30 protein-coding genes are annotated in these 26,898 nt (G+C 71.7%); 13 read left to right on the top strand and 17 right to left on the bottom strand.

The annotated features are described in order from the left end of the window. Positions 1-125: 125 nt before the first annotated feature. From ACFQS1_RS16660 to ACFQS1_RS16645, 4 genes are all read right to left on the bottom strand, one after another. The gene (locus ACFQS1_RS16660) at positions 126-1,154 is read right to left on the bottom strand and encodes a succinate dehydrogenase/fumarate reductase iron-sulfur subunit (protein WP_378968921.1); all 1,029 of its coding nucleotides are present in this window, start codon (positions 1,152-1,154) and stop codon (positions 126-128) included. Then, positions 1,154-3,076, bottom strand: a complete 1,923-nt coding sequence (locus ACFQS1_RS16655; protein WP_378968919.1) for a fumarate reductase/succinate dehydrogenase flavoprotein subunit — start codon at positions 3,074-3,076, stop codon at positions 1,154-1,156. Before ACFQS1_RS16655 ends, ACFQS1_RS16660 begins: the two co-directional genes overlap by 1 nt. A 14-nt stretch (positions 3,077-3,090) precedes the next feature. Next, entirely contained in the window at positions 3,091-3,915 is an 825-nt protein-coding gene (locus tag ACFQS1_RS16650; protein ID WP_378968917.1) for a hypothetical protein, read from the bottom strand. Positions 3,916-4,214: 299 nt separating this feature from the next. After that, complete coding sequence (locus tag ACFQS1_RS16645) at positions 4,215-4,736, bottom strand: hypothetical protein (RefSeq protein ID WP_378968914.1); 522 nt, start codon at positions 4,734-4,736, stop codon at positions 4,215-4,217. Positions 4,737-4,770: 34 nt separating this feature from the next. Here ACFQS1_RS16645 and ACFQS1_RS16640 point away from each other — a divergent pair, with 34 nt between their 5' ends. Then, positions 4,771-4,989 carry a hypothetical protein gene (locus ACFQS1_RS16640; protein WP_378968912.1) on the top strand — a complete coding sequence of 73 codons (219 nt, stop codon included), beginning with the start codon at positions 4,771-4,773 and terminating at the stop codon, positions 4,987-4,989. A gap of 33 nt (positions 4,990-5,022) precedes the next feature. Here ACFQS1_RS16640 and ACFQS1_RS16635 read toward each other — a convergent pair whose 3' ends face one another. The 5 genes from ACFQS1_RS16635 to ACFQS1_RS16615 form a co-directional block, all read right to left on the bottom strand. Continuing rightward, on the bottom strand, positions 5,023-5,394 hold the full coding sequence (locus ACFQS1_RS16635) for a hypothetical protein (protein WP_378968910.1): 372 nt from the start codon (positions 5,392-5,394) through the stop codon (positions 5,023-5,025). A 400-nt stretch (positions 5,395-5,794) separates the two neighbouring features. Then, complete coding sequence (locus tag ACFQS1_RS16630) at positions 5,795-7,255, bottom strand: TldD/PmbA family protein (protein ID WP_378968908.1); 1,461 nt, start codon at positions 7,253-7,255, stop codon at positions 5,795-5,797. Next, positions 7,252-8,688 carry a TldD/PmbA family protein gene (locus tag ACFQS1_RS16625; protein WP_378968906.1) on the bottom strand — a complete coding sequence of 479 codons (1,437 nt, stop codon included), beginning with the start codon at positions 8,686-8,688 and terminating at the stop codon, positions 7,252-7,254. Before ACFQS1_RS16625 ends, ACFQS1_RS16630 begins: the two co-directional genes overlap by 4 nt. Positions 8,689-8,720: 32 nt before the next feature. Further along, positions 8,721-9,275 (bottom strand): Uma2 family endonuclease, encoded by a 555-nt coding sequence (locus ACFQS1_RS16620; RefSeq protein ID WP_378968903.1) that lies wholly within the window; start codon positions 9,273-9,275, stop codon positions 8,721-8,723. Positions 9,276-9,343: 68 nt separating this feature from the next. Next, entirely contained in the window at positions 9,344-11,206 is a 1,863-nt protein-coding gene (locus ACFQS1_RS16615) for a S9 family peptidase (protein WP_378968900.1), read from the bottom strand. Between the two features lie 63 nt (positions 11,207-11,269). On the opposite strand from ACFQS1_RS16615, the gene mshB reads away from it, so the two are divergent. The 3 genes from mshB (at position 11,270) to ACFQS1_RS16600 (ending at position 13,218) form a co-directional block, all read left to right on the top strand. After that, on the top strand, positions 11,270-12,163 hold the full coding sequence (mshB, locus tag ACFQS1_RS16610) for an N-acetyl-1-D-myo-inositol-2-amino-2-deoxy-alpha-D-glucopyranoside deacetylase (protein WP_378968898.1): 894 nt from the start codon (positions 11,270-11,272) through the stop codon (positions 12,161-12,163). Then, entirely contained in the window at positions 12,160-12,612 is a 453-nt protein-coding gene (locus tag ACFQS1_RS16605) for a hypothetical protein (RefSeq protein ID WP_378968896.1), read from the top strand. Before mshB ends, ACFQS1_RS16605 begins: the two co-directional genes overlap by 4 nt. Positions 12,613-12,747: 135 nt before the next feature. Beyond that, entirely contained in the window at positions 12,748-13,218 is a 471-nt protein-coding gene (locus tag ACFQS1_RS16600; protein ID WP_378968893.1) for a hypothetical protein, read from the top strand. A gap of 42 nt (positions 13,219-13,260) precedes the next feature. Here the strand turns inward: ACFQS1_RS16600 and ACFQS1_RS16595 are convergent, their stop codons facing one another. Beyond that, positions 13,261-14,223, bottom strand: a complete 963-nt coding sequence (locus ACFQS1_RS16595) for a GNAT family N-acetyltransferase (RefSeq protein WP_378968890.1) — start codon at positions 14,221-14,223, stop codon at positions 13,261-13,263. A gap of 83 nt (positions 14,224-14,306) precedes the next feature. On the opposite strand from ACFQS1_RS16595, the gene fdxA reads away from it, so the two are divergent. From fdxA to ACFQS1_RS16560, 7 genes are all read left to right on the top strand, one after another. Then, the gene (gene fdxA, locus ACFQS1_RS16590; protein WP_378968888.1) at positions 14,307-14,630 is read left to right on the top strand and encodes a ferredoxin; all 324 of its coding nucleotides are present in this window, start codon (positions 14,307-14,309) and stop codon (positions 14,628-14,630) included. Further along, positions 14,627-15,718, top strand: coding sequence for a succinyldiaminopimelate transaminase (gene dapC / locus ACFQS1_RS16585; RefSeq protein WP_378969122.1), 1,092 nt, complete (start codon positions 14,627-14,629; stop codon positions 15,716-15,718). Before fdxA ends, dapC begins: the two co-directional genes overlap by 4 nt. Before the next feature lie 99 nt (positions 15,719-15,817). Then, positions 15,818-16,237, top strand: a complete 420-nt coding sequence (locus ACFQS1_RS16580) for a hypothetical protein (protein WP_378968886.1) — start codon at positions 15,818-15,820, stop codon at positions 16,235-16,237. Then, a complete protein-coding gene (locus ACFQS1_RS16575; protein ID WP_378968884.1) occupies positions 16,234-17,736 on the top strand; it encodes a hypothetical protein in 1,503 nt (500 codons plus the stop codon). Before ACFQS1_RS16580 ends, ACFQS1_RS16575 begins: the two co-directional genes overlap by 4 nt. 116 nt (positions 17,737-17,852) lie before the next feature. After that, positions 17,853-18,821, top strand: coding sequence for a S8 family peptidase (locus ACFQS1_RS16570; RefSeq protein ID WP_378968881.1), 969 nt, complete (start codon positions 17,853-17,855; stop codon positions 18,819-18,821). A gap of 72 nt (positions 18,822-18,893) precedes the next feature. Further along, the gene (locus ACFQS1_RS16565) at positions 18,894-19,532 is read left to right on the top strand and encodes a hypothetical protein (RefSeq protein WP_378968879.1); all 639 of its coding nucleotides are present in this window, start codon (positions 18,894-18,896) and stop codon (positions 19,530-19,532) included. 62 nt (positions 19,533-19,594) lie between these two features. Then, a complete protein-coding gene (locus ACFQS1_RS16560; RefSeq protein WP_378968877.1) occupies positions 19,595-20,236 on the top strand; it encodes an SIMPL domain-containing protein in 642 nt (213 codons plus the stop codon). Positions 20,237-20,296: 60 nt separating this feature from the next. Here the strand turns inward: ACFQS1_RS16560 and ACFQS1_RS16555 are convergent, their stop codons facing one another. Next, positions 20,297-20,950: a hypothetical protein gene (locus ACFQS1_RS16555; RefSeq protein WP_378968875.1), complete on the bottom strand. Its 654-nt coding sequence runs from the start codon at positions 20,948-20,950 to the stop codon at positions 20,297-20,299. A gap of 329 nt (positions 20,951-21,279) precedes the next feature. Between ACFQS1_RS16555 and ACFQS1_RS16550 the strand changes: the two genes are divergently transcribed. Next, positions 21,280-22,008 (top strand): class I SAM-dependent methyltransferase, encoded by a 729-nt coding sequence (locus tag ACFQS1_RS16550; protein WP_378968873.1) that lies wholly within the window; start codon positions 21,280-21,282, stop codon positions 22,006-22,008. 51 nt (positions 22,009-22,059) lie between these two features. On the opposite strand, the gene ACFQS1_RS16545 is transcribed toward ACFQS1_RS16550, so the two are convergent. From ACFQS1_RS16545 to ACFQS1_RS16520, 6 genes are all read right to left on the bottom strand, one after another. Further along, a complete protein-coding gene (locus ACFQS1_RS16545) occupies positions 22,060-22,767 on the bottom strand; it encodes a carbon-nitrogen hydrolase family protein (protein ID WP_378968871.1) in 708 nt (235 codons plus the stop codon). A gap of 7 nt (positions 22,768-22,774) precedes the next feature. Further along, the gene (locus ACFQS1_RS16540; RefSeq protein ID WP_378968869.1) at positions 22,775-23,533 is read right to left on the bottom strand and encodes a class I SAM-dependent methyltransferase; all 759 of its coding nucleotides are present in this window, start codon (positions 23,531-23,533) and stop codon (positions 22,775-22,777) included. A 68-nt stretch (positions 23,534-23,601) separates the two neighbouring features. Continuing rightward, a complete protein-coding gene (locus tag ACFQS1_RS16535; RefSeq protein ID WP_378968867.1) occupies positions 23,602-23,994 on the bottom strand; it encodes an SRPBCC family protein in 393 nt (130 codons plus the stop codon). Then, positions 23,991-24,305 (bottom strand): metalloregulator ArsR/SmtB family transcription factor, encoded by a 315-nt coding sequence (locus tag ACFQS1_RS16530; RefSeq protein WP_378968865.1) that lies wholly within the window; start codon positions 24,303-24,305, stop codon positions 23,991-23,993. The genes ACFQS1_RS16535 and ACFQS1_RS16530 overlap by 4 nt, the downstream gene beginning before the upstream one ends. Positions 24,306-24,338: 33 nt before the next feature. Next, entirely contained in the window at positions 24,339-25,361 is a 1,023-nt protein-coding gene (locus ACFQS1_RS16525) for a DNA polymerase III subunit beta family protein (RefSeq protein ID WP_378969119.1), read from the bottom strand. 60 nt (positions 25,362-25,421) lie between these two features. Next, positions 25,422-26,018, bottom strand: a complete 597-nt coding sequence (locus ACFQS1_RS16520; RefSeq protein WP_378968863.1) for a LysE/ArgO family amino acid transporter — start codon at positions 26,016-26,018, stop codon at positions 25,422-25,424. Between the two features lie 76 nt (positions 26,019-26,094). On the opposite strand from ACFQS1_RS16520, the gene ACFQS1_RS16515 reads away from it, so the two are divergent. After that, the gene (locus tag ACFQS1_RS16515; protein WP_378969117.1) at positions 26,095-26,898 is read left to right on the top strand and encodes a LysR family transcriptional regulator ArgP; all 804 of its coding nucleotides are present in this window, start codon (positions 26,095-26,097) and stop codon (positions 26,896-26,898) included.

Below are 26,898 nucleotides of genomic sequence, written 5' to 3'. Positions count from 1 at the left end.
GGCAATGCGGTCGGCGGGCAGGGGGACGCCGCCTTCCGCCCGTACGGATGAAAGGAGGCTGCCGGCCGCGAAGCCGGCAGCCTCCTCCTGGAATGCGTTGCGATAAGTCCGGGTGGTTCGGCCCGTCAGTGGATCTCGTCGTCGGAGGCCGGCTTGTCGACGACCGGCTTTTCGGAGGCCGGCGGCGTGTAGGTGATCTGATCGAGCGGGAAGTCCTGGTCGTCACCGAACGGGGACGGGCCGCCCTGGTGCGGGAGGGCCAGCTCGGCGACGTCCATGCGGCCGTCGTCGCGGACCGGCGGGGCCTCGCCCTGGCGGGCGCTCGTGAACGGTGTGCCGGGGGTGTGCACCTCGGGCGCCGCCGAACCGACCGTCGCGGGGGTGCGGGCCGGCTCGTCCAGCTGGTCGCGGCGGAAAATCTTGCGGCCGAGCCAGACCAGCGGGTCGTAGCGGCGGTCGACGACGCGTTCCTTCATCGGGATGATCGCGTTGTCAGTGATCTTGATGTGCTCGGGGCAGACCTCGGTGCAGCACTTGGTGATGTTGCAGTAGCCGAGACCCTGGTGGGCCTGCGCGTACTCCTTGCGATCTTCCCTCGCGTCGAGCGGGTGCATGTCGAGCTCGGCCGCGCGGATGAAGAAGCGCGGGCCCGAGAAGGCCGCCTTGTTCTCGTCGTGGTCGCGGACGACGTGGCAGGTGTTCTGACACAGGAAGCACTCGATGCACTTGCGGAACTCCTGCGAGCGCTCGACGTCCACCTGCTGCATGCGGTACTGGCCGGGCGCCACCCCCTCGGGCGGGGCGAACGCGGGGGTCTCGCGCGCCTTCTCGTAGTTGAAGGAGACGTCGGTGACCAGGTCGCGGATGACCGGGAAGGTTCGCAGCGGCGTGATCGTGACGGTCTCGGTCTCCTCGAACGTGGACATCCGGGTCATGCAACCCAGCCGGGGCATGCCGTTGATCTCCATCGAGCAGGAGCCGCACTTGCCGGCCTTGCAGTTCCACCGGCAGGCCAGATCGGGCGTCTGGGTCGCCTGCAGCCGGTGGATGATGTCGAGCACGACCTCGCCGTCGTTGACCTCGACGTCGAAGTCCTGGATCTCGCCGCCGGACGAGTCCCCGCGCCAGACGCGGAAGTGGCGCTTGGTGCCCATTACTTCGCCTCCGTCTTGCCCGCGCCGGCGAGCGCATCGAACTCGACCAGCTCTTCATCGGTGAGGTATTTCGACAGCTCGGCGCGGTCGAACAGAGTGATCAGCTCCTCGCGCATCTTGGGCAGCGGTTTGCGCTCGAGATGCACGTCGCCGGTCTTGTCGAGCGAGCAGACCAGGTTGACCCGGCGCCACTCGGGGTTCATCGCCGGGAAGTCCTCGCGGGTGTGACCGCCGCGCGACTCCTCCCGCTCCAGCGCCGCCTTGGCCGTGCACTCCGAGACGACCAGCATGTTGCGCAGGTCGAGGGCGAGGTGCCAGCCGGGGTTGTACTGCCGGCCGCCGGTCGCGCCGACGTTGGCGACCCGCTGCTTGAGCTCCTGCAGCCGCTTGAGCGCGTCGGAGAGCTCCCCCGCCCGGCGGATGATGCCGACCAGGTCGCCCATCACCGCCTGCAGGTCCTGCTGCAGCGTGTACGGGTTTTCGCCGGTCTGCCGGCTCAGCGGGGCGAGCGCCAGGTCGACCGCGGACTCCACGTCGGAGGTCGTGACCTTGGGTCGTTTGGTGAGCGCATCCACGTACGCCGCGGCGTGCTCACCGGCGCGCTTGCCGAAGACCAGCAGGTCAGACAGCGAGTTGCCGCCGAGCCGGTTGGATCCGTGCATGCCGCCGGAGACCTCGCCCGCCGCGAACAGGCCGGTCACCGTGCCGGCCGCCGCCGCGGTGTCGGGGTCGACCTCGACACCGCCCATCACGTAATGGCAGGTCGGGCCGACCTCCATCGGCTCCTTGGTGATGTCGACGTCGGCCAGCTCCTTGAACTGGTGGTGCATCGACGGCAGGCGCTTGATGATCGTCTCGGCCGGCATCCGGGTGGAGACGTCGAGGTAGACGCCGCCGGCCGGGGTGCCGCGGCCGGCCTTGACCTCGCTGTTGATCGCCCGGGCCACCTCGTCGCGGGGCAGCAGCTCCGGCGGGCGGCGGTTGTTGTCGGGGTCGGTGTACCAGCGGTCGGCCTCCTCCTCCGTCTCCGCGTACTGCTTGCGGAACACGTCGGGGACGTAGTCGAACATGAACCGCTTGCCCTCGGAGTTGCGCAGCACGCCGCCGTCGCCCCGGACCGACTCGGTGACCAGGATGCCCTTGACGCTGGGCGGCCAGACCATGCCGGTCGGGTGGAACTGGAGGAACTCCATGTTGATCAGCGTCGCGCCGGCCCGCAGGGCGAGCGCGTGGCCGTCGCCGGTGTACTCCCACGAGTTCGAGGTGACCTTGTAGCTCCGGCCGACGCCGCCGGTCGCGAGGACCACGGCCGGAGCCTCGAGCAGCAGGAACTCGCCGGTCTCCCGGTAGTAGCCGAATGCGCCCGCGACCTTGTCGCCGTCGAGCATCAGCTCGGTGATCGTGGTCTCGGCGAAGACCCGGATCTTGGAGTCGTAGTTGCCGGTGGCCGCGTAGTCCTCCTGCTGGAGGGACACGATCTTTTGCTGCAGCGTGCGGATCAGCTCGAGACCGGTGCGGTCGCCGACGTGGGCGAGCCGCGGGTACTCATGGCCGCCGAAGTTGCGCTGCGAGATCTTGCCGTCCTTGGTGCGGTCGAACAGCGCGCCGTACGTTTCCAGCTCCCAGATCCGCTCGGGCGCCTCCTTGGCGTGCAGCTCGGCCATCCGGAAGTTGTTCAGGAACTTGCCGCCGCGCATGGTGTCGCGGTAGTGCACCATCCAGTTGTCGCGCGAGTTCACGTTGCCCATGGCGGCGGCCGCGCCGCCCTCGGCCATGACCGTGTGCGCCTTGCCGAACAGTGACTTCGAGATGATCGCGGTCTTCTTCCCGGCGAGCCGGGCCTCGATCGCCGCGCGCAGGCCGGCGCCGCCGGCCCCGATCACGACGACGTCGTAGTGGTGCCGTTCGATGCGTGTGGTCATCGTCGTCGCTCCTCTCAGCCGATGAATCGCAGGTCGGAGAACCAGCCGGCGGAGACGGCCATGACGTAGAAGTCGGTGAGCGCCAGCGTGCCCAGGGTGATCCAGGCGAGCTCCATGTGCCGGGTGTTCAGCTTGGAGACGAAGGTCCAGAAGCGGTAGCGCAGCGGATGCTTCGAGAAGTGCTTGAGCCGCCCGCCCGTGATGTGCCGGCAGGAGTGGCAGGACACCGTGTAGAGCCAGAGCATCACCACGTTGCCGACCAGGATGATGTTGCCGAGGCCGAACCCGAACCCGCTCGGGCTCTGGAAGGCACGGATCGCGTCCCAGGTGTTGATCAGCGAGATGATCACGGCGGCGTAGAACGCGTACCGGTGGATGTTCTGGAAGATCAGCGGGAACCGAGTCTCACCGGTGTATTTCCCGTGGGCGTCGGGAACCGCGCAGGCCGGCGGCGAGAGCCAGAACGCGCGGTAATACGCCTTGCGGTAGTAGTAGCAGGTCAACCGGAACAGCAGCAGGAACGGCAGGGTGAACGCCGCCTCGGGGATGAGCCAGAAGCTGGGAAGCGGCGTGCCGAACTCGGCCGCGCCCTCGACGCACCGGTCGGTCAGACACGGTGAGTAGAACGGCGTGAGGTAGTGGTAGTCCTCGACGAAATACCACTTGTGCATGAAGACGCGGACGGTCGCGTAGATGACCCATGCCGCTAGACCCACGAAAGTGACCAGTGGGGGGAACCACCATCGGTCAGTACGCAACGTCTTCGCCGCGATCGCGGCACGTGCACGCGCACCGCGATTGTCGGCCGGCCCGCTCGGCCTCGTTGCCGTCGTCGTCATTCGTTCTCCCTGACGTGCCTGTCATGTGACCCGGCTGTTAACGGGCGGGGGAGCCCCACAGCCGCCATGCGTCCGTGATGTGTGGCACACGTTACGCCGGGGGTGGGACAGTTTGCGGCTCAGGGATGATGTCTATGTCACAAAATCTGATTCGCACTCGCATTGACATGGGCAAACGAGGACTCGATCTTGGCCGGCGCCGGTTGCCGGGCTCCGACGCCGCGACAACCGGGGATCGGTCGGCATATGACGTCTGCGGCGCGGATCGGCCCGGCGTCCGGTTCTCAGAGCTCCGGTTCTCAGAGCTCCGGCGCGGCCAGCCGGCGGATCGGTCCGGCGCATGGCGCCGGAGACCATCGCATCAGCTCGTCGGCGACGGCAAGGTCGTCGGTGGTCCGGGGAGCGACATAAAACGCGGGCGTACGGGATTTCGCCTGCCGATCCAGCGCGTCGGCATAGATCGTGCGCGCGTCGAGCAGTTGGCGCCAGGCATCCTCGTCCCGCTGCGAGTCCAACTGGTCGACGTAGATGCGGACCGCCGAGTTCTCGTCGCGGATGGCGGTCGCCCGCGCGGCCGGCCCGGCGGTGGCGCCCGGCGGGATCAGGCGGTTGAGCCGGCGCTCGAGGTCGAGGCAGTCGAACTCGCGCACGACCCGCTCCTCCCGGGCCGCGGCGGCCCGGTCCCGCACGCCGTCGATCGCCGAGATGACCGAGAAAGCACCCGCGCAGATCGCCAGCAGGATGACGGCCCCCGCGACCGAGATGCCGGCGATGAACCAGCGTCGTCGCCGCCGTTGCCGCTCGTCCCCGGGATCGGCCACCGGCCCGAAGCCGAGCATCCGCCGCCGGCCAGGCTTGGCACCCGCCGCCGGCCCACCGCCCGTTTGCCCGCCGCTCACCTGTCCACCGATTCGCCGGCCGCTGGCCTGCCCGCTGCTCGCCTGTCCACCGATTCGCCGGCCGCTGGCCTGCCCGCTGCTCGCCTGCGCGCCGGTCTGGCCGCCGCTGGCCGGCCCGCTGCTCGCCTGGCCGCTGCTCGCCTGGCCGCTGCTCGCCCGGCCGCTGCTCGCCTGACGGCTGCTCGCCTGACCGCCGGTCTGTCCGCCGCTAGCCTGCCCACTGCCCGCTTGTGTCGCCGATCCGGGACTCGCCGCCTGCGCGCTCGCGCCGGATCCGGCTGCCGTGCCCGCGGTCGAGCCGACGGTGGTCTCGTCGGTCGCGCCCAAGGGCGGCGTCCAGCCGAACCCGCCGGACGCCGATTGCGAACCGGACGCCCACCCTGAGCCGGACGCCGGTTCCATGCCGGACGTCGATTCTGCGCCAAACGCCGATTCTGCACCAAACGCCGGTTCCATGCCGGACGTCGATTCTGAGCCAGACGTCGATTCTGAGCCGAACGCCGATTCTGAGGCTGAGGCCCATTCCGTGCCGGACGCCGATTCTGAGCCGGACGCGCCCGATGACCCGCCGAACGACCAAGCGGCCGATCCGCCCAGAGGCGATGAGTCGGAAGCGCCGGCAGGAGCGCCGGTAACCGGCTCGTCGGCGTGCTCCTGCGGCTCCCGGCCGAGTGGGATTCTGCTGGTCGGGGCGTCGTCCTGGCTGGGGTCGCGCGGCGCGTCGCTCACCGGCCCAGTGAAACACGCCGGTCAATGCCCGCCGCCGCAAGCGCCGCAGCCGGTCAAGCCCGTCGCCGCGAGCGTCGCCGCACGGCAGACGCGTCGCCGCGAGCGCGGCGGCCAGTCAAGCGCGGCATTAAGAGCGCCGCTGCGGGCGAGCGCGGCCGGTCAAGCGCGCCGCCGCGAGCGCCCCCGTGGGTAGCGCCCGCCACGGAACGCCGCGGCCGGCCGTGGCTCCGCTGGCCGCGGGCGGCGGTGGGTCACCCCGAGGCGTTGCCGGTGAGGTTCCAGCTGGCCAGGTGCAGGGCCGGCGCCGCGTACCGGACGCCCGACCAGCGGTCGGGCAGCAGGACCGACTCGGCGCCGATGCCGCGCACCATGCCGATGCCCAGTGCCTGCGGATAGGACTGGGTGAACCGCATGTTGCCCACCGCCGCGATGATCTCGCCGTCCTCCACCAGCCACACGCCGTTGCGGGTCAGGCCGGTGATGACGAGGCTTTTCGGGTCGAGGACCCGCGTGTACCAGAGGTCGGTGATGAGCAGCCCCCGCTCCATGTGCGCCACCAGCGGCCGGGCCGACTCGGCCGTCGGGCCCGGGTCGGCCGGCGGCAGGACCGACTCGGTCGCCGGGGGCGCGGCCTCCAGCCGCATGCTCGTGGCGATCGGGCCCCACGTGCGCGAATCGGGCGCGGCGTGCCCGGTCGACTCGGCGCCCACCTCGGCCGCCGAGCGGCGGTCGTGCGCCACCGCTTTGGTCACCCCGTCGCGCACCAGCACCAGCGTCGCGCGCGGTGTGCCCTCGGTGTCGAACGGCAGGCCCGGCGCGGGCTCGCCGCGGCTGCCGAGCGGATCGTCCACAATGGTCACCGACGGGTCGAACTGCTCCGCGCCCAGCTCGGCGAACGACTGCCGCTGAGCGAACGCCTTGCCGTTGAATCCGAACATCGCGAAGTTGCTGAGCACGTCGGCGACCGCCTCGGGCTCGAGCACCACTTCGTAGCGCCCGGGCGGCAGCTCGATCGGGCGTTCCCCGGCCCGGGCCTTGGCCGCCGCCCGTGCGCCCAGCACGGCGCCGTCGATGTCGGCCAGGCGCCCGCCGGCGAGGCGGGCCACGCCGTCGGAGCCGTTCGCCCGGGCGATGCCGTCCAGGGCGGCCTCCGCGGTGCGGCCCTCGACGGCCTGGCCCGCGCTGTTCGCGAAAGCGGCGGACGTGTAGATCGTGCGGCAGAACCCGGCCGTCTCGAGGCCACCCGCGGCCCGGACGAAATCGCGCACCCGCGCGGCCCGCTCGGCCGGGTCGGCGCGCGCGGTCGCCTCGTCGAAGCCGAAGTCGAGCCCCGAGCGCTCGCCCGAGCCGGGGTGGCCGGCCGAGACATGCAGCGGCGAGGGCGGGGTCAGGCCGGGCCAGGTCGGGTCGGCCGGGCTGAGGCGCACCGCGTCGGCCGTGCGCTCGACCAGCGCGCGCAGCCCGTCGGCGGACGTGATCGTGGTGGAGCCGCCGGCCGTGCGGCCGTCGAGATGCATCCGCAGCCGGACCGTGGTGGTCGCGTCGGCCACGTTCTGATGGATGGCCGAGTTGGCGAAGCGGGTCAGCGCCTCGGCGTTGTGCCAGGCCACGACCTCGGCCTCGGCGGCCGGGCCGGCGACCGAGCGGACCAGCTCGACCACCCGGGCGGCCAGCTCCAGCTCGGCGCCGGTCCGGCTGATGTCGGCGGTCATCCGCGCACCCCCACCCGTACGTTGGTGAACCGGGCCGGCGCCGCCGGGTGACCGGTGTGCCCGACCTGCCCGGGCTGGCCCTTGCCGCAATTCGGTGTGCCCCAGGGGACGATCTCGGCGGAGAGCATGTCCATTGACTGCCAGAACTTGGGACCGATGCCGGTGTAGGTCGGGTTGCGCAGCATGCGGCCGCGTTTGCCGTTCTTCACCTCGTACCCGATCTCGCATCCGAATTGGAAGTTGAGCCGTCGATCGTCGATCGACCAGGACCGGTTGGTCTCCATGTAGACGCCGTCGTCGGTGGCCTCGATGATCTCGTCGAGGGTGTGCGGACCCGGCTCGAGGCCCACGTTGGTCATGCGGACCATCGGCAACCGCGCCCAGCCGTCGGAGCGGACGCTGCCCGCGTAGTCGAGCCCGGCCACCGCCGCCGAGTCGCGCCCGGCGAGCACGCCCACCCAGATGCCGTCGCGCACCGCGTCGCGCTTGGTGGCGGGGGTGCCCTCGTCGTCGTAGCCGAAGCTGCCGAGCGCGCCGGGGATGCCCGGGTCGATCGTGATGTTCATCAGCTCGGAGCCGTAGCGCAGCGAGCCGAGCTTTCCGAGGTCGAGCCAGCTCGTGCCGGCGAACGCCGCTTCCCACCCGAGGATGCGGTCGAGCTCGATGGCGTGCCCGACCGACTCGTGGATCTGCAGGGCCAGCTGCTCGCCGCCGAGGATCAGCGTGGTCTCGCCGGCCGGGCAGAGCGGCGCGGTGACCAGGGCGCGCGCCTCCTCGGCCATGCGCGGCGCGTTGCCGATCAGGTCGAGCTCGTCGACCAGCTCCCAGCCGCGGGTGCCGTGCTGGCCGCCCCACGACGGCCACGAGCGGCGCTGGATCTCGCCGTCGCCGATGACGCTGGCGGACACGCCCGCGCCGCACTCGCGGATGTGCTGGTCGATGCGGTGACCCTCGCTGGAGACGAACCACTTGCGGGTGTCCCAGATCTGGTAGAGGCCCTCGGCGATGTCGGCGCCCGCGTCCCGGGCCGCGGCGGTGGCCCGGACGAGCAGGTCGCCCTTGTCGGACAGCGGCACGCCGAGCGGGTCGACCACGCAGTCGCTGGCCCAGCTGGCCTCGCCCGCGCCGGCCGGCACGAGATCGATCGGCGGCCCCGGCACGGTCGCGCTGGCCGCGGCGATCCGCGCGGCCCGGCGCCCGGCCGCGCGGGCGGCGCCGTCGGACAGATCGGGCACGGCGTAGAAACCCCAGCTGGAACCCACCAGGGCGCGCACGCCGAGCCCGGCGCTCTCGTCGGAGCTCAGATCCTCGACGTCCCCGTCGCGGGCGGTCATCGACTCGGTGCGGCGCACCATGACTCGTGCGTCCGCATAACGCGCCCCGGCGTCCAGAGCGGCCTGCACCGCCGCATACGCCTCATCGAAGTGGCTCATGCACCGACCCTAGGCGACCGGTACGACAAAACTCAGACCGGCGGGAACAGCTCCGCGGTGTCGATGGCGACAGCGACCGGCTCGGTCAGCCGGAGGACGTCGCCGGCTTCACAGGCGGCCTCCTCGAGGTATTTGTCACCGTCGAGCCGATACAGGTGCAGGGCGCGGGCCTTGGTGTCAATGAGGAGATACCACGGGATCCCGGCATCCGCGTAGTAGTGCATCTTGAGCACCTTGTCGGTGGATGCGTTGGACGGTGAGGTGATCTCGCAGACGAACCGGACGTCGGAGGCGTCGACGACCAACTCGTCGAGGTCGATCTCGGTCGAGATGACCAGGTCGGGAATGGGAATTCTGTCCGTGCCGACCCGGAGGTTGATGGCCTCGAGCACCTGTAAGCCGGCAGCGTCCGCGGCCGGAATCAACGTCGTGGCCAGGAGAAGAGAGATCTTTTGATGGCGAGGGGTGGGGCCCGGGCTCACGTGGAGGCTCCCGTCGAAAAGCTCGATGCGCTCGGGCGTCTCACCGATCGCGAGGAATTCCTCCTCGGTCAGCGCATGCCCGTCGCTGAAGATGGCAGTCGTCATGTCGTCTCCCATGCGATCGAGGTCAGAGTCTCTCACTAAGACTAGTCTCATGCCAACCCTCCTCGTGACTACCGTCTGGGATGCCTCCGCAGGAAGGCTAACTCCTCGTCGAGGGTGGCGGCCGGGACCGAATCGAGGCCCGGCAGCTCGGCGCCGACCAGCAGGAGCGGGCGGGAGCGGTCCGACTGGGCCGCCGCCTCGGCCAGGCTGTGGTGGGCATACACGTCGGCCCCGTCCGAGCGATCGCCCAGATAACGCTCCGCGAACGGCGCCGGCAGGCGGTACCAGTCGGTCACCGGGTCGCGGGCCACCGCCCGGTGGAAGACGTCGGGGCGGCGCAGCACGGCCATCGCCGCCAGCCAGCCGCCGAGGCCGGTGCCGCGCACCGACACCGTGCTCAGGTCGAGGTCGGGGTGCTTGCCGACGAGCGCGTGCAGGGCGTCGACCTGGTCGGCCAGGGCCACGTCGCCGAGGCGGCGGTGCACCACCTTCTCGAAGCTGGGCGCCACCCCCGGCGTACCCCGGCTGTCGACACTGACCACCGCGAAGCCGGCGTCGGCCCACCACTGCCGCTCCTGCCAGGCCGCCGGGTCGGTCACGACCTGTTGGTGGCCGGTCCCGTCGCCCAGCGTGACCAGCACGGGAATCTTTCCGCCGCCGACGAAGCCGGCGGGATACAGCACGGCGGCGGGCAGGCGCCGGTCGGTGACGCGTTCGAGGATCGGGCGCGGGTGGTAGGGCAGCGGCGCCGCGAAGTTGCGCAGGGTGGCGACGCGGGCTTCGCCGCGCCACACGGTGTCGTCGAGGACGAGGACGTCGCCGTTGGCCTCGGCGCGATGCCAGCCGGGGGTCGTGGTGATTTTGCGCGCTTCCGCGCCGCCTCCGCCCAATGACGTACGGACGCGGAACACCGCCTGCGACGACGGGTCGCCGTCGGTGCCCTCCACCACGAGGTCGGGCGCGCCGGTCGGCGCCCCGGCCCGGGGCAGCGTGCCGACCACCCGCCGGACGTAGAGGCCGGGCCGGGTGAGCAGGCTGCCGTCGGCGAACAGGCAGCGCGCGTCGAAGCCGTCGTGCGCCAGCTCGCCGCCGACCAGCACCCGGCCGTCCGGCAGGTGCCGCGGCGTGCCGGCCACCGGTTCCACCCAGCGGGCGTCGGCCAGCTCGGCGTGCACCTGCGTCTCCCCGGTCCGCGGGTCGATCGCCAGCACGAGGCCGTGCTGCTGCATCCGGCGCAGCACGGTCATCAGCGGCCCGCCGCCGTCGGCCCAGCGCACGTTGACCACGTACGGATAGGTCTCCCGGTCCCAATGCACGTCGACCCAGCCCTCGTCGAGGTCGAGCAGGTGCAGGCTGGTCGCGCCGGCCGTACGCGTGGCCAGGATCTGGCCGCCGCCGGGCGACCACCACCAGCCGCGCCGCCGGCCGAACTGGGCGGCGGCCGGGTCGGGCACGCCCCACGAGATCAGGCCACCGTGCTCGCGCCACGCGGTGCCGGGCTCGCCGGCGAGCAGCCGGTCGCCGCCGGGCCCGACGACCCGCAGCGACGCCGAGCCGCCGTCCGCCGTCACGTACCCGATGAAGCGGCCGGTGGGATCGGGCCGTGGATCCTGGGCGGAACCGGCGGTCGGCACCTCGACGACATCGCCGTCGATCAGGTTGGCGCGGAAGAGCCGGCCGGCGCGGGCGAAGGCCGCCGTCCGGGCGTCACGATCCACCGCGTACGCGTCAATGGGCCCCGCCGCGACCATGGTCTCCACGCCGGTCGCCACGGTCAGCGTCCAGAGCGACGCGGCCGGGTCCTCGGACCCGGCCGACCGCAGGAAGGTCACCCGGCCGCCGTCGGCCCCGATCGTCACCGCGCGCGGAGCGCCGTAGCTGAAGTGACCGGTACGACCGGCGAGTCCGGGGTAGTCCACGCCGTCCAGCATCGCTGATCAAGCCCCCGTTCCGCCCTGCAAACCCGCAGCCCGGCTCCGCGTAAAGTGGCGCGCGTGACTGACGCCCTGCCCGCGCGCCGCCTGCTGCTCGTGCACGCCCACCCCGACGACGAGGTCACCGGCACCGGCGCCACCATGGCCCATTACGTCGCCGCCGGCGCCCACGTGACGCTCGTGACCTGCACCCTCGGCGAGGAGGGCGAGATCCACGTCCCCGAGCTGGCCCAGCTCGAGGCCAGGCAGGCCGACCAGCTCGGCGGTTACCGCCTGGTCGAGCTGAGCCGGGCATGTGCCGCGCTCGGCGTGACCGATCACCGCATCCTGGGCGGCCCGGGCCACTACCGCGACTCCGGCATGATGGGCCTGCCGACCAACGACCATCCGCGCGCGTTCTGGCGGGCCGACGTCGACGAGGCCGCCGGCCTCCTGCTGGAGATCATCAAGGAGATCCGGCCGCAGGTCATGATCACGTACGACGAGAACGGCTTCTACGGCCATCCCGACCACATTCAGGCGCACCGGGTGGCGATGCGCGCGGCCGAGCTGGCCGGCCCCGACGGCCCGCAGAAGATCTACTGGACCGCGATGCCGCTGAGCGTGCTGCGCGAGGGCATGGAAGCGTTCCGCGAGCTCGACGACAACCCGTTCGCCGACGTGGAAAAGGTGGAGGACCTGCCGTTCGGCCACACCGACGACGAGATCGCGGCCCGGGTCGACGGCACCGATCACTACCAGCAGAAGGTCGCGGCGATGCGCGCGCACGCCACGCAGATCCCGGACAACTCCTGGCTGTACGGCATCGCCGGCGACTTCGGCGGCGAGTTCATGGGCGTGGAGTACTTCCTGCTGGCCAAGGGCAGCCGCGGGCCCGGCGCAGGCCCGCACAACTGGGAGAGCGACCTGTTCAGCGGCCTCAAAATAGAGCAGTCGGCGACGGCGTCACGATGATCCAGCCGGAGCAGCCCGCCCCCACCAAGTGGGAGCCCGTCATCCGGGTCGGCGGCATCCTCGTCGCGACCGTCGCGGCGGTCGTCACCGGCGTGCTCGAGCTGCTGCTCACCTCGCTGCGCTGGGGCGACCTGACCTCGATCTGGCGGGGCGACCCGATCGGCTCGGGCGGCGGCCCGCTGCTCGGCGTCGCGATCCTGCTCGCGGTGGTGGCCAACTGGGCGATCGCCTGGTTCGCGGTCGCCACCACCGGCCGCCGCTGGGCGCTCGGCCCGCCCTGGGCAGTGTGGACCCTGATGATGCTGTTCGCCGCCGGCGTGCGCACCCCCGAGGGCGACTATCTGCTCGGCGGCGAGGACTGGGTCGCGCTCGTGATGATCCTCGCCGGCAGCCTGACCTTCGCCGTGTACGCGTACCGCCAGATCCTCAAACGGATCCCGCGCGGATAACTCGCAGCGGACTCTCAGCTTTCCGCAAGCGCTCCTGCACGCGTCATCCGCAAAGATGACCGGCAGGTCGAGCGCCGGAAGTTCACCGGGCGTTACGATCCCGTGCCACAGACAGGGGTTTCCAGGGAGGAACGCATGAGGCAGCAGCGCTGGTTCCCGCCCGCGGCGCTGGCGGTCGGTTTGTTCGCGATCAACGTGGCGGCCCGCCTGATCATCCGCTTCGGTTCCGACGGCGACGACTCGGCCGAGAGCACCGCCACGCTCATCATGTTCGGGGTGCTGGGCCTGACTCTCGCCGTCTGGACGTTCCTGGCCTGCCAGCGCAAGCGTCCGAGCGAGTGGCTGCTGCCCGACCTGGTCTTCGGCGCGGTCGGCGGCATGCTGCTGACCGTCCTCGTCGGACCGTTCATCAGCGGCGGCCAGCCGTTCGCCGGCGGCGCGGGCGACTTCTTCTCGCAGGTCTGGCTCTACCTGGGCTTCGCGATAGTGGGCACGCTGCTGGGCTACTGGCTCGCCGTGATGCTCGGCCGCGACTACCGGTCGCGCTCGCTCAAGGCGTTCACCGAGACCCGCGCCGCCAAGCCGCGCCGGGTCGTCCGCCGCTAGCACACCGGCGCTTCCCGGTCAGCGCGGCGGGCGCTTCCCTGGTCAGAGCGGCGCTTCCCTGGTCAGATAAGTGTGGTGGGTGCTGAAGCCCACCCGGCCGTAGAGCGCGACCGCCGCCGCGTTGCGTTCCTCCACCTGCAGGTAGGCGCGGGTGCTGCCGCGCTGCGTCGCCCATTGCGCCAGGCCGCCCAGCACCTGCTGGGCGATGCCGCGCCGGCGCGCCGGCGGTGCGGTCTGCAGCAGCGAGATGCCGAGCCATCGTCGTGGGCCGGTGACGGCGCCGCGGGCCACGGCGATCAGGTCACCGTCCGCGTCGCGGACCCGAGCGAAAACCACTTCGGGTACGCCGGTGAGAATGCGCTCCGCGGCCGCCGGCAGCGTGCCCTTGTGCTCGGCCACCATGGCGAACCAGTCGTCGCCGGGTGCGTCGGCCAGCTCGACCGGCGGCAGGTCGCCCCGCGCCGGGATCGCCGCCAGCAGCGCCGGGACCGGGACGGTCTGCACGAGCGTGAGCGGCCGTGCCGTCCAGCCGCGCTCGTCGAGGGCCGCGTTGACCGGGGCGGCCAGCGGCATCGGCGCATTGATCAGCGGTTGCTGCCCGTGTGCCGCGTACCACTGCTGGACCGCGTCGATCGCCGCCTCCAGCGGCCGGTCGGGGTCGCCGACGGCCAGCGCCGAATTCGCCCGGCCGGTCCAGTTGCCGGCGGCCCGCAGGATCCACCCGCCCAGCCGGGACTGGATCGGAGCGGGCCACGCGTCGTTGGCCGCGAGCTCGAGGCCGATCACCTCGGCGGCCGGCGGGCGGCGGGCGGCCGGGACCCGCTTGGCCCGGTGCACCTCCTGCAGCGGCACCCGCAAAGTGCCCTTCTCGGTGGCGATTGTGAGATCGGTCTCGGTGAGGTCGACCAGCTCCCCGAGGGCATCGGAATACAGTGTTCGATCCTGCGATACGCCTACAATCCGGCGTACCACCACCCGGTGTCCCACATCCTGCCGACGGAGCACGTGTCACCTCCTCCGGCGGAGATACTAGGCTCTGCATCTGTCGCCGTTGGTTCCCGCGGCGTGGCAATGGAGGAGAAAGACCCGTGACCTACATCATCGCTGAGCCGTGCGTCGATGTGCTCGACAAGGCATGCATCGAGGAATGCCCGGTCGACTGCATCTACGAGGGCAACCGGATGCTCTACATCCACCCCGATGAGTGTGTGGACTGCGGGGCGTGCGAGCCCGTCTGCCCGGTCGAGGCGATCTTCTACGAGGACGACGTCCCCGACCAGTGGAAGGACTACACGAACGCGAACTACGAGTTCTTCGAGGACCTCGGTTCGCCCGGTGGCGCCGCCAAGAAGGGCAAGATCGACAAGGACGCGTCGTTCGTGGCCGCCCAGCCGCCCCGGGGCGACCACTGAGCGCTCTCGCGTCGGCCCTGCCGGACTTCCCCTGGGACCTGCTGGAGCCGGCGAAGGCCAAGGCCGCCGCGCATCCCGGCGGCATCGTCGACCTGTCGGTCGGCACCCCGGTCGATCCGGTTCCGGCTCTCATCCGTGATGCGCTCGCCGACGCGTCGGACGCGCCGGGATATCCGCTGACCGCGGGCACCCCGGCGCTCCGCGCGGCGATCGCGGGCTGGCTCGCCCGGGCCGGCGGCGCCTCGGGCCGGCTCGGCGTGCTGCCCACGATCGGCTCGAAGGAGCTGGTCGCCTGGCTGCCCACGCTGCTCGGCGTCCGCCCCGGCGACGTCGTGGCGATCCCGTCGGTGTGCTACCCGACGTACGAGGTGGGCGCCCTGCTGGCCGGCGCGACGGTGGCCCGCAGCGACTCGCTGACGGCGCTCGGCCCCGACCGGCGCATCAAGCTGCTCTGGATCAACTCGCCGTCCAACCCGACCGGCAAGGTGCTCCCGGTCGAGCACCTGCGCAAGGTCGTGTCCTGGGCCCGCGAGCGCGGCGTGACCGTGGTCAGCGACGAGTGCTATCTGGCGCTCGGCTGGGAGACCCGCCCGGTCTCGGTGCTCGACGACCGGGTGACCGACGGCGACTACACCGGCGTCATCGCCGTGCACTCGCTCTCCAAGCGGTCCAACCTGGCGGGCTATCGCGCCGGCTTCCTCGGCGGCGACCCGGCCTTGATCGCGGGCCTGCTCGAGGTCCGCAAGCACGCCGGCATGATCGTTCCCGCTCCCGTCCAGGCCGCGATGATCGCCGCGCTCGGCGACGAGGAGCACGTCGACCGGCAGCGGGAGCGGTATTCGGCCCGCCGCGACGCGCTGCGCACGGCGCTGACCAAGGCGGGCTTCGAGATCAGCCACTCCGAGGCCGGTCTCTACCTGTGGGCGACCCGCAGCGAGGACTGCTGGCAGACCGTGGACGACCTCGCCGAGCGGGGCATCCTCGCGGCGCCCGGCCTTTTCTACGGCCCGGCCGCGGCCCAGCACGTACGCGTCGCCTTGACCGCGACCGACGAGCGCGTCGCCGCCGCGGTGGCCCGCCTCACCTGACGCAACGTAATCTGCTCGTGGCAGACGGGGTTTTCATCCGTCGACAACCATCGCTACCCTCGGGGCGTAATCAGACGGCGACGCTGCGGGGAGGCGATCGTGGCTGACGGGGTGCGCGTCGAGACCGACGGGCTGACCAAGTTCTCCAACCAGGTGCAGAACGACACGACACAGACTCTCGAGTCGGGATATTCGCGCGCCAGTGTGGACCTCTCGTCCGGGGTCGAGTTCGGGGCCAACAGCGCCAGCGGCGGCGTGCACGCCGCCAAGGAACGATACGTGCAGAGCCTGAAGGCGTCCACCGACAACGTCGTGGCGTACATGGAGGCCGCCCGCGTCCTGGCCGCGGCCGCCGGCAAGGTCGCCGACGCCCTGGACGCGACGGACGGCCGGGCCGCCCAGCGCGCCTCCGACGTGCGCGGCCTGATGGCCGAGGCGGTGGCCGACTCCCAGCGCCGCCGGGCCGAGGTCGACGGCCACCCCACGACCCGGCGCGCCGGAGGAGCTGAGGCGGTATGAGCGACCCGGTGCTGACCAGCAGTTGGTGCACGAATTGGGGCGCCTACAACACGCCCCGCCTCTGGTCGATGGTGATGAACGAGGACGACGCCCCGGGCCGCCAGCAGGTGAGCGCGTGGCGCACCTTGGCCGGCTCGGTACGCAGCCAGCGCGCGGCGCTGCTGACCGCCCGCGCCGAGCTGGTCGCGGCCTGGCCCCCGGAGGAGAACGAGTCGTCGGCGGCTTTCGTCAACGAGCTCGACATCCTGATCGCCCGCCTCGACACGGCCTCCGCCGACGCCGACGCCACGGCGAGCGGCCTCGACAACATCCTGACCGCGATCCAGACGGCGAAGACGACAATCCAGCCCCTCTGGGAGAAGTACAAGGACAAGAGCGACGACCTGGTCCCGCGCTGGTGGGACAACGCCGAGGACGAGATCGACGAGCAGGCCCGGCGGGCGATGATCAGTGCGGAGCGTGCGGTCGAGGACTCGGTAGCCCTCCTCAAGGTCCCCGAGAAATACGAACTGTCCGTCGGGGACAAGTTCGACGAGCCCGGAAGCGGTGAGGACACGGGAGGGCACGGCCGGACCACATCCGGATCGAGCGGGATCAGCGCCGCGGTGCCGCATAATCCGCCCCCGACGCTGCCTGGGCAGAACCCGACTGTGCCGGACGGCGGCGGTCCGGGCGGCAGCGACACGGGCGGATCGGTCGTCGGCGGAACTGCGGGCATTGGTGCTGGTGCTGGAGGCGGCGGCGCGGTGAGCGACGGAGGCGGCCCTGATCTGGCCGGCGTGATCACCCCGCCCGGCGGCGCGTCGGCCCTGCCCAGCGGTGGTGACACGGTCGGATTTCCCGGCGGTGGCGGCACCCTTCCCACCGGCGGCGGTGGCGGCGGTGGCCCGGTCAGCACGGTGCCGGGCCTGCTGCCCACGGGCGGCGGCGCACCAATCGCGCCAAGTGGTCGTGTGCCGCGCGGCGGTGGCGCCCGTCCCACCCGTCCGGCGTTGCCGGGCGGCGTCATCGGTGAGCCCGCTGGTGGTGGCGGGGCCGGCCGCTCGGGGATCGGCGCTTTGGGCCAGATCGGCACTGCTGGCGGGCGGGGCGCGGCCGGCGGTCGCGCCGGCCGTACATCCGGTGGCGGACTGACGGAATCGGGGAGCACCGGCGGCCGAGGCATCCGTACTGGCACGGCAGGCTCGTCGGAAGGCCTGGGTGGGGTGGGAGCCGGGCGAGGCGCCGGGGCGAGAGGCTCCACGGCGCGCGGCCGGGCTAGTCGCCCACCGCGCCCGTCCTGGCTTCCTGACGACCCGGTCGGACCGAACCGCAACGCCGGAGTCGCGGGCGGCGTAGCCGGTCGCGGCGGCCGTCGGTCGGGTGGTGACGACGACGGCTACGGCTTTGACCCGGACAATCCGTGGCAGGTCGCGGAAGGCGTCGACCCGGTGATCGCACCGTCCACCGACGATCCGCGGCATGATCCTGGACCCAATGTGATCGGCTGGCGCGGGTGATCCGATGCGTCCGTACGGGCGGCGCCGCCGTCGGCGCCGTCCTGTTTGCCGTCCTCTTGACCGGCCTGCCGGCCCGGGCTGATGCCACGAGAGAGAGCCAGTGGTATTTCGGCCCCATGAAGCTGGCCGAGGCGCAGGAACTCGGCAAGGGCGGCGAGGGGGTGATCGTCGCCGTGCTCGATTCCGGTGTGGACAGCTCCCATCAGGATCTGCGGGGCGCGACCGTCCCCGGCCATAACACGGTCCGGGACGGCGAGGCCGACGACATCGACAGCGGCCCGCACGGCACCGGCATCGCGACCCTCATCGCCGGGCGGGGGCACGGCAGCGGCGACGGCCTTCTCGGGGTAGCGCCTCGAAGCAAGGTGATGTCGGTGACGCCGACCGAGGACCCGGCACTGCTCGCCAAAGGCATCGACTGGGCGATCGAGCACGGCGCGAAGGTCATCAACATGTCGTTCGGGCAGTACTCGGAGAGTGACGCGGTGCGGCAGGCGATCGAAAAGGCGGTCGCCGCCGACGTCGTGCTCGTCGCCGCCGCCGGCAATGACCACAAGACCGTTGCGTTCCCAGCGGCCCTGCCCGGTGTGCTCGCGGTCGGTTCGGTCGATCGCAAGAACAAGGTCGCGTCGTTCTCCAACTACGGCGACACGCTCGATGTCGTCACTTACGGCACCGCGATGACGGTCGCTCGGCCGAACAACAAATATGAGCTCGTGCACGGCACGAGCGACTCGGCCGCACTGGTGTCCGGAGCCGCGGCGTTGATGCGGGCTCGGTACCCCGACATGTCTGCTGCTGAGGTGGCCGAGCGCCTCACCGGCACCGCTGTTGATCAGGGTCCCAAGGGGCGGGACGACTACTACGGGTATGGCCAGTTGGATGTGATTGCCGCCCTGACCGCGCCTCGCGTGGCGCCCAGCGCGACCTCCGCGGCTCCGCCCACGCAGGACGAACCGGTTGCGTACCCGCCGGTGGAGAAGAGCGAGGGGCTGCCTCCGTTGTTGTTTGTTGCGGTTGGGGTGCTTCTGCTGGTGCTCTGCTTGGCGCTCTTCATGATCGTGCGGGCCCGTCGAAAGTCCTGATCAACTGCGCGGAATGGCACGAACGCACGCATTCAGGGGGTCGAATGCGTGTCCCCCGGTGCGTTACTCTCGGTGCGCTCAGATCTGGGGGGATCGACGTTGTTTCCATCCGTTCAAGCGGAACGGGACGACGACGCACGCGTGGGGGACGCGCGCCGGTTCGTGACCGAAGTAGAGAATATGGCGATTCGTGCCCGTGGGGGTGGGCCGCTGCCGCGGCTCGATCGGATCGGTGGGCCCGACCGCACGGGCACGGCATTTGCGGTGGTCGACGCGTTGGGGCGGTTTATCGACATCGGACTGCACCCGTCCTGGTGGACGGCTCTGGGGCCGGCGGGGGTGGCGGCGGGGCTGCTCGAGGCGCTCGCGAGCGCGCGGATGAAGGCTGCCCTCGTGCCGATGATTCTGCGCCGTAACGGCTACGCTGCGTTACCGGAGCGGGAGCCGGCGCACGCGCGGCCCGAAGGGGAGAGCGATCTGCGCGCGCAGATCGCCGACGCCTACCGCCTGATCGACGACGCCGGCGAGCGTCTGCGGGAACGCGAGGCCATCCGGGTCGTCGACGGTCCGCGTGGGCTGTTCCGTCTTCACCTGCGTGGCGGCCGGGTGGAGCGGGCCGAGCTGCTCGCCGGGCCGATCCCGGGCGACACCGACCGGCTGGTGGCCGACGCCCGGGACGCGCTCACCGAGGCGGCCAAGATCCGCCGGTAGCACCAAGATCCGCCGATAGCACCCGGGAGCGCGCAGGGAGCAACGCGACAACAATGAGCAGCATGCAACCGACGATTGTGGTGCGCGGCGAGGCCGTACGCGAAGTCCCGCCCGAGATTGCCGTCTTCAACGTCTCGGTGACCGTCCGCGGCAAAAACAAGGACGCGGTCCTGGCCCGCCTCGCCGAGCAGTCCGCGGCGCTCCGCGCCGAGCTCGACTCGTACGGCGAGGCGATCGAACGCCGGGAGACCGGCGGGGTGCAGGCGTATCCGGATCTCAAGAAGGGCGCCTTCACCGGCAACGTCGACACGACGGTGACGGTGGGCGACTTCGGCGCGCTGGGCGAGATGCTGCCGCGCCTGGCCGGCATGGAGCTGGTCTCGATCTTCGGGCCGTGGTGGCAGCTGCGCCGCGGCAGCAAGGCCGGCGCCGACGTCCGCGCCGCCGCGATCACCGACGCCCTCGACCGGGCCCGGGAGTACGCGGCGGCCGTCGGCGCCCGGGTCGACAAGCTGGTCGAGATCTCCGACGAGATCGCCGGCGGCGCGGGGATCGTGCCGATAGCGGCCCGCGGGATGGCCTTCGACGCCGGGCGCGCGTCGCCCCCGCCGCTCGAGCTGGACCCGCAGCGGCAGACGGTCCAGGCCTCGGTGCTGGTCCGGGTGACGATCACCGAGCCCGACCTGGGCGACAAAAGCGACTAATTTCCGGCTCGGCTGACGTCGACGCGACCGCGACCGTCGCAACGGGCACGGGAATGGGGATCAGGTGCGCCCGTACGCCTGAATCGGCACGGTAAACACGGCGCCGTGACAGACCGTGGGCGACTCGGCCGGCATCGACAGCGCTCCCGGGAGGGTGAAGGCGCCGATCGTGTTGCGCGGCACCTCCCACGAGACCGCGAACCGATCCCTGGTCAGCCGCACGCCGGGGTCCTGGCAGCCGCGTTCGCGGTGCTCCGCGTCGGGCACGATCCGGCCGGTGCCGGGGCCGACCGACGTGATCTTGACAGGGGTGTCGTCGTCGTTGGTCACCGTGACCGTGAGGTTGCCGGTCTGCCCGGCGAGCAACGGACGGTGGATGTCGGAACGAGCGCGCAGCGTGAGCTCCACCGTGGCCGCCGCGCCCCAGTGACCGGTCTCCGAGCCGGTGATCCGCCAGTACAGCCAGGCCGCGCCGGCGTTCACCACCACCGTGGCGGCCGCCGCCACCGCGAGGATCGTCCGGGTGCGGCCGTCGAGCCGGCGTCGCGGCCGGTCGCCGGGGTGGCGGACCTCCCAGGTCGGCTCCTCGTGATCGGACGGTCGCAGCTCGATGTGGCCGGTCGGGGCGCCGCTTTGATCCCGCTGCGGCGACTCCGATGATGCCGTCGAGCCGGACGCGGCGCGCCGCCGGCTCAGCGCGTCGAGCCGGATCACGAGAGTGCCTGCTTTCGCATGAGGCGAGCTCCTCCTCAGGGACCCGATAGAACTGCCTGTTCAACGGTCCCCGAAGAGCCAAGGTCATGTGATCGGTTGTTGGTCCGCCGTTGCGTGCGGATATAACGCACAGGTGCGCCTGTCCGGGCTAACCCCAACGGGGGACGGCACGTCGCAGCGGCGCCGGCGAATCCGAGGTGGTCACGACGGGCGAGCCGGTCGCGCAAGGGAGAATGCGAGACGTACGCCGGGACGAGCGCGCAATGCGGCCGGTCGGCCTAATCCGTACGCGCCTGCGCCATCGACCGGGCCGCCGCTACGCTCGGGCCGTGACGGGGATCTTCGGCGAAGTGGCATCGATGTACGACGACGTCCGTCCGGGCTATCCCGATGACGTACGCGAAAAGATCCTCGATCGTCTCGGCCGCCCGCCCGCCGAGGTGGTGGAGATCGGCGCCGGCACCGGCAAGGCCACCGGCCTGCTCCTCGGCCTGGGCGCGCCGCTCACCGCGATCGAGCCCGACCCGCGGATGGCCGCCGTTCTGCGGGCCAACTTCCCCGGCGCCGGCGTGGCCGAGACGACTTTCGAGAACTGGACCGCCCCGCCCGGCGGCGTCGGCCTGATCGCCTGCGCGACCGCCTGGCACTGGATGGACCCGCAGACCCGGCACCAGCGTGCCCGCGACGCGCTGCGGCCCGACGGGGTGCTGGCGATCTTCCACCACCGGTACAACTACGCCGACCCCGCGCAGTCGGCCGCGATCGACGAGCTGCTCATGCGGATCGACCCCAGCGTGCCTGACAAGGACGAGCGCTGGGTGTTCGACGACGCGGTCGCCTCCGGCGTCTGGTCGGATGTCGCCGAGCACCGCTTCCACGACCGCCCGGTCTTCGGCAAGCCGCGCTATCTGGCGCTGATGCAGACGTTCTCGCCGTTCCGCCGGCACGCCCCCGAGATCCGGCAGGAGATCCTCGACGGGCTGAGCGCCATCCTCGACGACTTCGGCGGATCGGTGACCTTCGACCTGCGGACCACGCTGGTGCTGGCGACGCCGTAGGTGGCCGCGCCCGCGATGAAAGCCGGAACAGGCCCGGGGTCGCGGTGGATGCTAGAGATGGGCCAGCGACGAGGCCACCATCGTGGCCCGCGCGATCTCGCCCGGCGCCCGCCCGGCCCGCGCCTCCACCCGGCCGTCCGGCGCCCAGATGCCCGAGCGGCCGGCCGTCTCCGAGTACCCGCCGCCGGTCGGCCCGGCGAACGAGGAAACCGCCACCCACACGCCGTACTCCTGATTGACCCGCCGCGCCCGGTCGGCGACGACGGCCTCGGCGGCCGGCGAGTCGACCACCCCGGCCACGTACGCGTCGATGCCCAGCGCCGCCGTCTCGGCCACGTGCGAGGCGACGCCCGTGTCCCGGCAGATCGCCAGCCCCAGCCGCCAGCCGTCGACCTCGAGCACCTCGGGCGACGGGCCGGGCCGGAACCGCTCCTCGCTCGTGTGCGGGTGCTGCTTGCGGTAGGCCACCCGCGCGCCGGCGCCGTCGATCGCCAGCATCCCGATGTACGGCCCCTCGATCGGTGCGCCGGCCAGCGCCACCGTGTCGGTCGCCGCGCACGCCTCGACCAGCGGTGCGAGCCGCGGATCGTCGGGCGCGACCGTCGGCGCCTCCAGCTCGTAACCGGTCAGCGACATCTCGGGGAAGACCACGACCCGGGCCGAGGCCGCGCGCACCGCGGCGGCGTGGCGGATCGCGTTGGTGGCGACGTCGAGGGCGGCGACGCGGGGCTGACAGACGGCGATGATCAGGGAGCGCATGAGCCGATCATTCCTTCGGGGGGTAGGGGCGGACCGCTTGGACGAGGAAGCGATGGGCGGTCACGACGAGCCCGCCGTGCAGCCGGATGAACGAGTCGACGCGGGCGAGGGCGTCCGCGTATCGCTCGGGGCTGAAGTCGCGGATCTGCCAGGGCAGGTCGAGCAGCCGGCGTACGACCGACGCGACGTCGTCGAAGTGGAGCGTGGGGTGCTCCTCGCGCACGTCGGTCACCTGGAGGCCGGCCGCCTCCAGCCGGGCCGCCGCGATCTCGGCGTTCCACCTGCGCGGGTAGGCCGCGGGCGCGCCCAGCGCGGCGTTGAGCCCGGCCAGATCGTCGCTGCCGACCTGCTGGCTGAGCAGCGACCCCCCGGGGCGCAGCAGCCGGCAGATGTCGGCGGCGGGCAGCCGGCCGTGCCGGCTGAGCACCACGTCGAACTCGTCCTCGCCGCCCGGCAGCTCGGTGAGCACCGGCACGCCGAAGGGGCTCAGCCGGTCGCGGGCGACGGGGGTGTTGCGGGCCCAGGTCTCGACGGCGACGGTGTGCGACGGCAGCGGGGCGAGCTCGGCGAGGAGCTCGCCGCTGCCGGTGTCGAGGTCGAGCAGGGAGCCGGCGTGGCGGAGCAAGGCGCGGGCGAGATCGGGGTACGACCACGACGGCTCCCCGGGACGGCCGTCCAGCCAGGCGAATTCCAGGCCGGTGGCGCGCTCGCCGAGGACGGTCATGGCCGAGTCGACCGGCTCGCCGTACTGCTGCCCGCTGCGCACAAGCCGACGTTAGCGACGGCACCTGTGCGTCGGCCTCGGTTGTGACGCTCCTCAAGCTCGAAACATGGTTACGGTATGACAACGGCAAGCCGGGCGAGGATGCCGGGCCAGCCGTTGCCCATGCCCTCGAGCGCCGGCGAGCCCGGCTCGAAGCCGTCGTGCACGAGGAAGAGCCGGGTGCCGGCGCCCTCCGGCTCGAGCCGCCAGGTGATCGTCGTGTTCAGCACGCCCTCGGCGAACGTGTAGCTGAGCAGCCGCTCGGGCTCGACCTCGAGGACCTCGCAGGGCTGGTGACCCCACTCGCCCATGTCCATGGTGAAGCGGTGACCGACGATCGGCTTGATATCGCCGGGCGCCCACCAGGAGGCCAGCAGGTCGGGCTCGGTGAGGGCCCGCCACACCGCGGCCGGCGGACGGGCGATGAACTGATCGCACTCGATCTTGGTGGAAGTGATGCTCATGGGTTGTCTCCCTCGACGAGGTCGCGCAGCGCGGTGAGGCGCTGCCGCCAGTAGCGCTCGAACGGATGCAGCCAGTCCTGCACGTCGGCCAGCGGCTCGGCGGCCAGGTGGTAGTAGCGATGCCGGCCGCGGGGCTCCTCGGTGACGAGCCGGGCCTGGCGCAGGACGGCCAGATGCTCGGAGATCGAGGGCCGGCTCAGCGAGAAGCGCGCGGCGAGCTCACCCGCGGGGAGCGGCCCGCCGCGCAGGGCCTCGAGCAGTTGACGGCGCACCGGGTTGGCCAGCGCGCCGAAGACGTCCATCTCCGGCATGCCGTCGATAATGCGTCGGAAATCTCCGACACGTCAAGGGCGCACCGGCATCAGCACCGAGAAGCGGGACTCGCCGGGCACGCGCACCGCGAGCGGGTGGATCGGGCCGTCCAGCTCCAGCACCAGCTGCCCGGCGCCGCCCGCGTCCAGCGCCTCCAGCAGGAACTCCCGGTTGACCGCCACGTGCTCCGCCGACCACTCGCTCTCGGTGGCCAGGCGCACGCTTCCGTCAAGATCAAGACCAAAAATCACGATTTCGTACGCCGTCCCGTCGTGTTCCCGCGGCGTCCCGGGCGCGGCCGCCACGAGTTCGCGAAGCGCCGCGGTGTCGACCGTCGCCCGGACCGCCGGCTCGCGCCCGTGGTCGAGCAGGCGCCGGTAATCGGGGAAGTCGACCGGCAGCGGCTTGCACCCGATCACCTTCCCGCCGGCCTCGGCCCGCACCTCCGCGGCCAGGTCGAGGGTGACCACCCCGTCCACGCCCCGCAGTTGCTCGACGAAGTCCAGCGGCAGCAACAGCCGGGCCGGCGGCCCCTCGACGACGGCGGCCACCTCGGCCAGCGCCATCCGGAATCGGTCGGTGGCCACCAAGGTGAGCCGGCCGTCGCCGGTCTCGAACAGCACGCCGGGCAGCAGCCCGGCCGGGTCGGCAGCGGCGAAGCGCACCGCGTCGAGGCTCGCGGCAAGCGCGGCAGCGGGCAGCGTGATCCGGGTCATCAGGTTCTCCTCCAGGTCGAGCAGGGCGTGGATGCGGAGGAGCTCACGCTTGGCGTCGGCCAGGCCGTCCTCGAGCCGCCGGCGATGGCGGTCGAGCCGGTCGCGCACCAGGCCGGGGTCGCCCATCTCGCGGACCGCCTCGGCGATCTCGGCGACCGGCAGGCCCACCCGGCGCAGCCCGGCGATCAGCCGCGCCGCGCGCACCTGCTCGTCGGTGTATCGCCGGTAGCCGCTGGCCGGGTCGACCTCGGCCGGGACCAGCACGCCCTGGTTGTCGTAGAACCGCAGCGCGCTGACCGCCAGCCCACTGGCCCGGGCCACCTCGCCGATGCCGCGCATCTCTCCTCGCACCTCGCTGACCCTGGTGTCTCCACCTGCTGGAGAGTCAAGGGCCGGACCCTAACCGGTCGCGAGGTTTACCGCCACACCGAGCATGACCAGGGCGATCACTCCGTCGAGGACGCGCCAGGCGGCCGGGCGGGCCAGCAGCGGGCCGAGCTTGTGCGCGCCGGCGCCGAGCGCGGCGAACCACACCAGGCTGGCCGCCGCCGCGCCGATGCCGAACAGCCACCGGTGCGGGTGCTGCTGCGCGATCGAGCCGAGCAGCAGCACGGTGTCGAGGTAGACGTGCGGATTCAGGTAGGTCAGCGCCAGGCAGGTGATCAGGGTCGCGCCGAGGGTCGTGGGCGTGCGCTCGGCGGGGTTCAGCGTCGAGGGGCGGGCCGCGCGCCGGGCCGCCATGATCGCGTACGAGACCAGGAAGGCGGCCCCGATCCAGCGGATCGCCGTCACCGCGCCGGGACGAGCCGACACCACCGCGCCCAGCCCGCCGATCCCGGCCAGGATCAGCACCAGGTCGGAGACCGCGCAGATCGCGACCACCGCGAGCACGTGCTCCCGCCGCAGACCCTGGCGCAGGACGAACGCGTTCTGCGCGCCGATGGCGACGATCAGGACGGCGGACGCGGCGAAGCCGGCGAGGACGGAGGTGACCACGGTTCGACGCTAAGCGGTGCTCAACTCGTACTCAAACTAAAGATTTTGAATTTGGTTTAGATTTCCTTACGTGGACATGGTGCAGTTGGCGACGTTCCAGGCCGTCGTGGACACCGGGAGCTTCGAGGCGGCGGCGCGGCAGCTGCACGTGACGCCGTCGGCGGTGAGCCAGCGGATCAAGGCGCTGGAGAGCGCGGTCGGGCAGGTGCTGGTGCGCCGGGCGAAACCGTGCGTGGCCACGCCCGCCGGGGAGGCGCTGATCCGCTTCGCCGGGCAGGTCGAGCTGCTGGAGCGCGAGGCGCTCGCCCAGGCCCGCGACGGCACCCGCGTGTCGATCGTGGTGAACGCGGATTCGCTGGACACCTGGTTCCTGCCGGCGCTGGCGGCGGTGCCCGGGCCGTCCTACGAGCTGCACACCGACGACCAGGACTACACCGCCGACCTGCTGCGCTCGGGCACCGCGATGGCCGCGGTCACGGCCGAGCACGTGGCGGTGCAGGGCTGCCGGCTCGAGCCGCTCGGGTCGATGCGCTACCTGCCGGTCGGCCGCGGTGACCTGGACTCGCCGATGATCGTCTACAACCGTAAGGACCAGCTGCAGCACCGCTTCCTGGCCTCCTTGCGGCGCCGGACCGAGCCACCGATCCACTACGTCCCGGCCGCCGCGGCTTTCGTGGAGGCGATCCGGCTCGGGCTGGGCTGGGGAATGGTGCCCGAACATCACGCTCTGCCGGACATCGCGGCCGGTCACTACCGTCAGTTATCGCCGGAATACCTCGACGTGCCGCTCTACTGGCAGTGCTGGAAGATCGAGTCGGCGGTGCTCCGGGACCTGACGGCGGCGGTCCGGTCGGCCGCCGCCGCATCGCTTCGGACCTAG

Origin of the sequence: Paractinoplanes rhizophilus, assembly GCF_042664765.1 — a bacterium.
Classification (GTDB): domain Bacteria; phylum Actinomycetota; class Actinomycetes; order Mycobacteriales; family Micromonosporaceae; genus Actinoplanes; species Actinoplanes rhizophilus.
This window is presented reverse-complemented; position numbering and strand designations above follow the sequence as displayed.

Excerpts from the sequence above, each read along its gene's own strand:
- ACFQS1_RS16545 (WP_378968871.1), bottom strand. The coding sequence starts at position 22,767 with ATGCGCTCCCTGATCATCGCCGTCTGTCAGCCCCGCGTCGCCGCCCTC.
- ACFQS1_RS16655 (WP_378968919.1), bottom strand. The coding sequence starts at position 3,076 with ATGACCACACGCATCGAACGGCACCACTACGACGTCGTCGTGATCGGG.
- ACFQS1_RS16650 (WP_378968917.1), bottom strand. The coding sequence starts at position 3,915 with ATGACGACGACGGCAACGAGGCCGAGCGGGCCGGCCGACAATCGCGGT.
- ACFQS1_RS16625 (WP_378968906.1), bottom strand. The coding sequence starts at position 8,688 with ATGAGCCACTTCGATGAGGCGTATGCGGCGGTGCAGGCCGCTCTGGAC.
- ACFQS1_RS16615 (WP_378968900.1), bottom strand. The coding sequence starts at position 11,206 with ATGCTGGACGGCGTGGACTACCCCGGACTCGCCGGTCGTACCGGTCAC.
- ACFQS1_RS16525 (WP_378969119.1), bottom strand. The coding sequence starts at position 25,361 with ATGCGCGGCATCGGCGAGGTGGCCCGGGCCAGTGGGCTGGCGGTCAGC.
- ACFQS1_RS16570 (WP_378968881.1), top strand. The coding sequence starts at position 17,853 with ATGAAGCTGGCCGAGGCGCAGGAACTCGGCAAGGGCGGCGAGGGGGTG.
- ACFQS1_RS16660 (WP_378968921.1), bottom strand. The coding sequence starts at position 1,154 with ATGGGCACCAAGCGCCACTTCCGCGTCTGGCGCGGGGACTCGTCCGGC.
- ACFQS1_RS16530 (WP_378968865.1), bottom strand. The coding sequence starts at position 24,305 with ATGCCGGAGATGGACGTCTTCGGCGCGCTGGCCAACCCGGTGCGCCGT.
- ACFQS1_RS16630 (WP_378968908.1), bottom strand. The coding sequence starts at position 7,255 with ATGACCGCCGACATCAGCCGGACCGGCGCCGAGCTGGAGCTGGCCGCC.
- ACFQS1_RS16535 (WP_378968867.1), bottom strand. The coding sequence starts at position 23,994 with ATGAGCATCACTTCCACCAAGATCGAGTGCGATCAGTTCATCGCCCGT.
- ACFQS1_RS16515 (WP_378969117.1), top strand. The coding sequence starts at position 26,095 with ATGGTGCAGTTGGCGACGTTCCAGGCCGTCGTGGACACCGGGAGCTTC.
- ACFQS1_RS16600 (WP_378968893.1), top strand. The coding sequence starts at position 12,748 with ATGAGGCAGCAGCGCTGGTTCCCGCCCGCGGCGCTGGCGGTCGGTTTG.
- ACFQS1_RS16560 (WP_378968877.1), top strand. The coding sequence starts at position 19,595 with ATGCAACCGACGATTGTGGTGCGCGGCGAGGCCGTACGCGAAGTCCCG.
- ACFQS1_RS16605 (WP_378968896.1), top strand. The coding sequence starts at position 12,160 with ATGATCCAGCCGGAGCAGCCCGCCCCCACCAAGTGGGAGCCCGTCATC.
- ACFQS1_RS16620 (WP_378968903.1), bottom strand. The coding sequence starts at position 9,275 with ATGACGACTGCCATCTTCAGCGACGGGCATGCGCTGACCGAGGAGGAA.
- ACFQS1_RS16575 (WP_378968884.1), top strand. The coding sequence starts at position 16,234 with ATGAGCGACCCGGTGCTGACCAGCAGTTGGTGCACGAATTGGGGCGCC.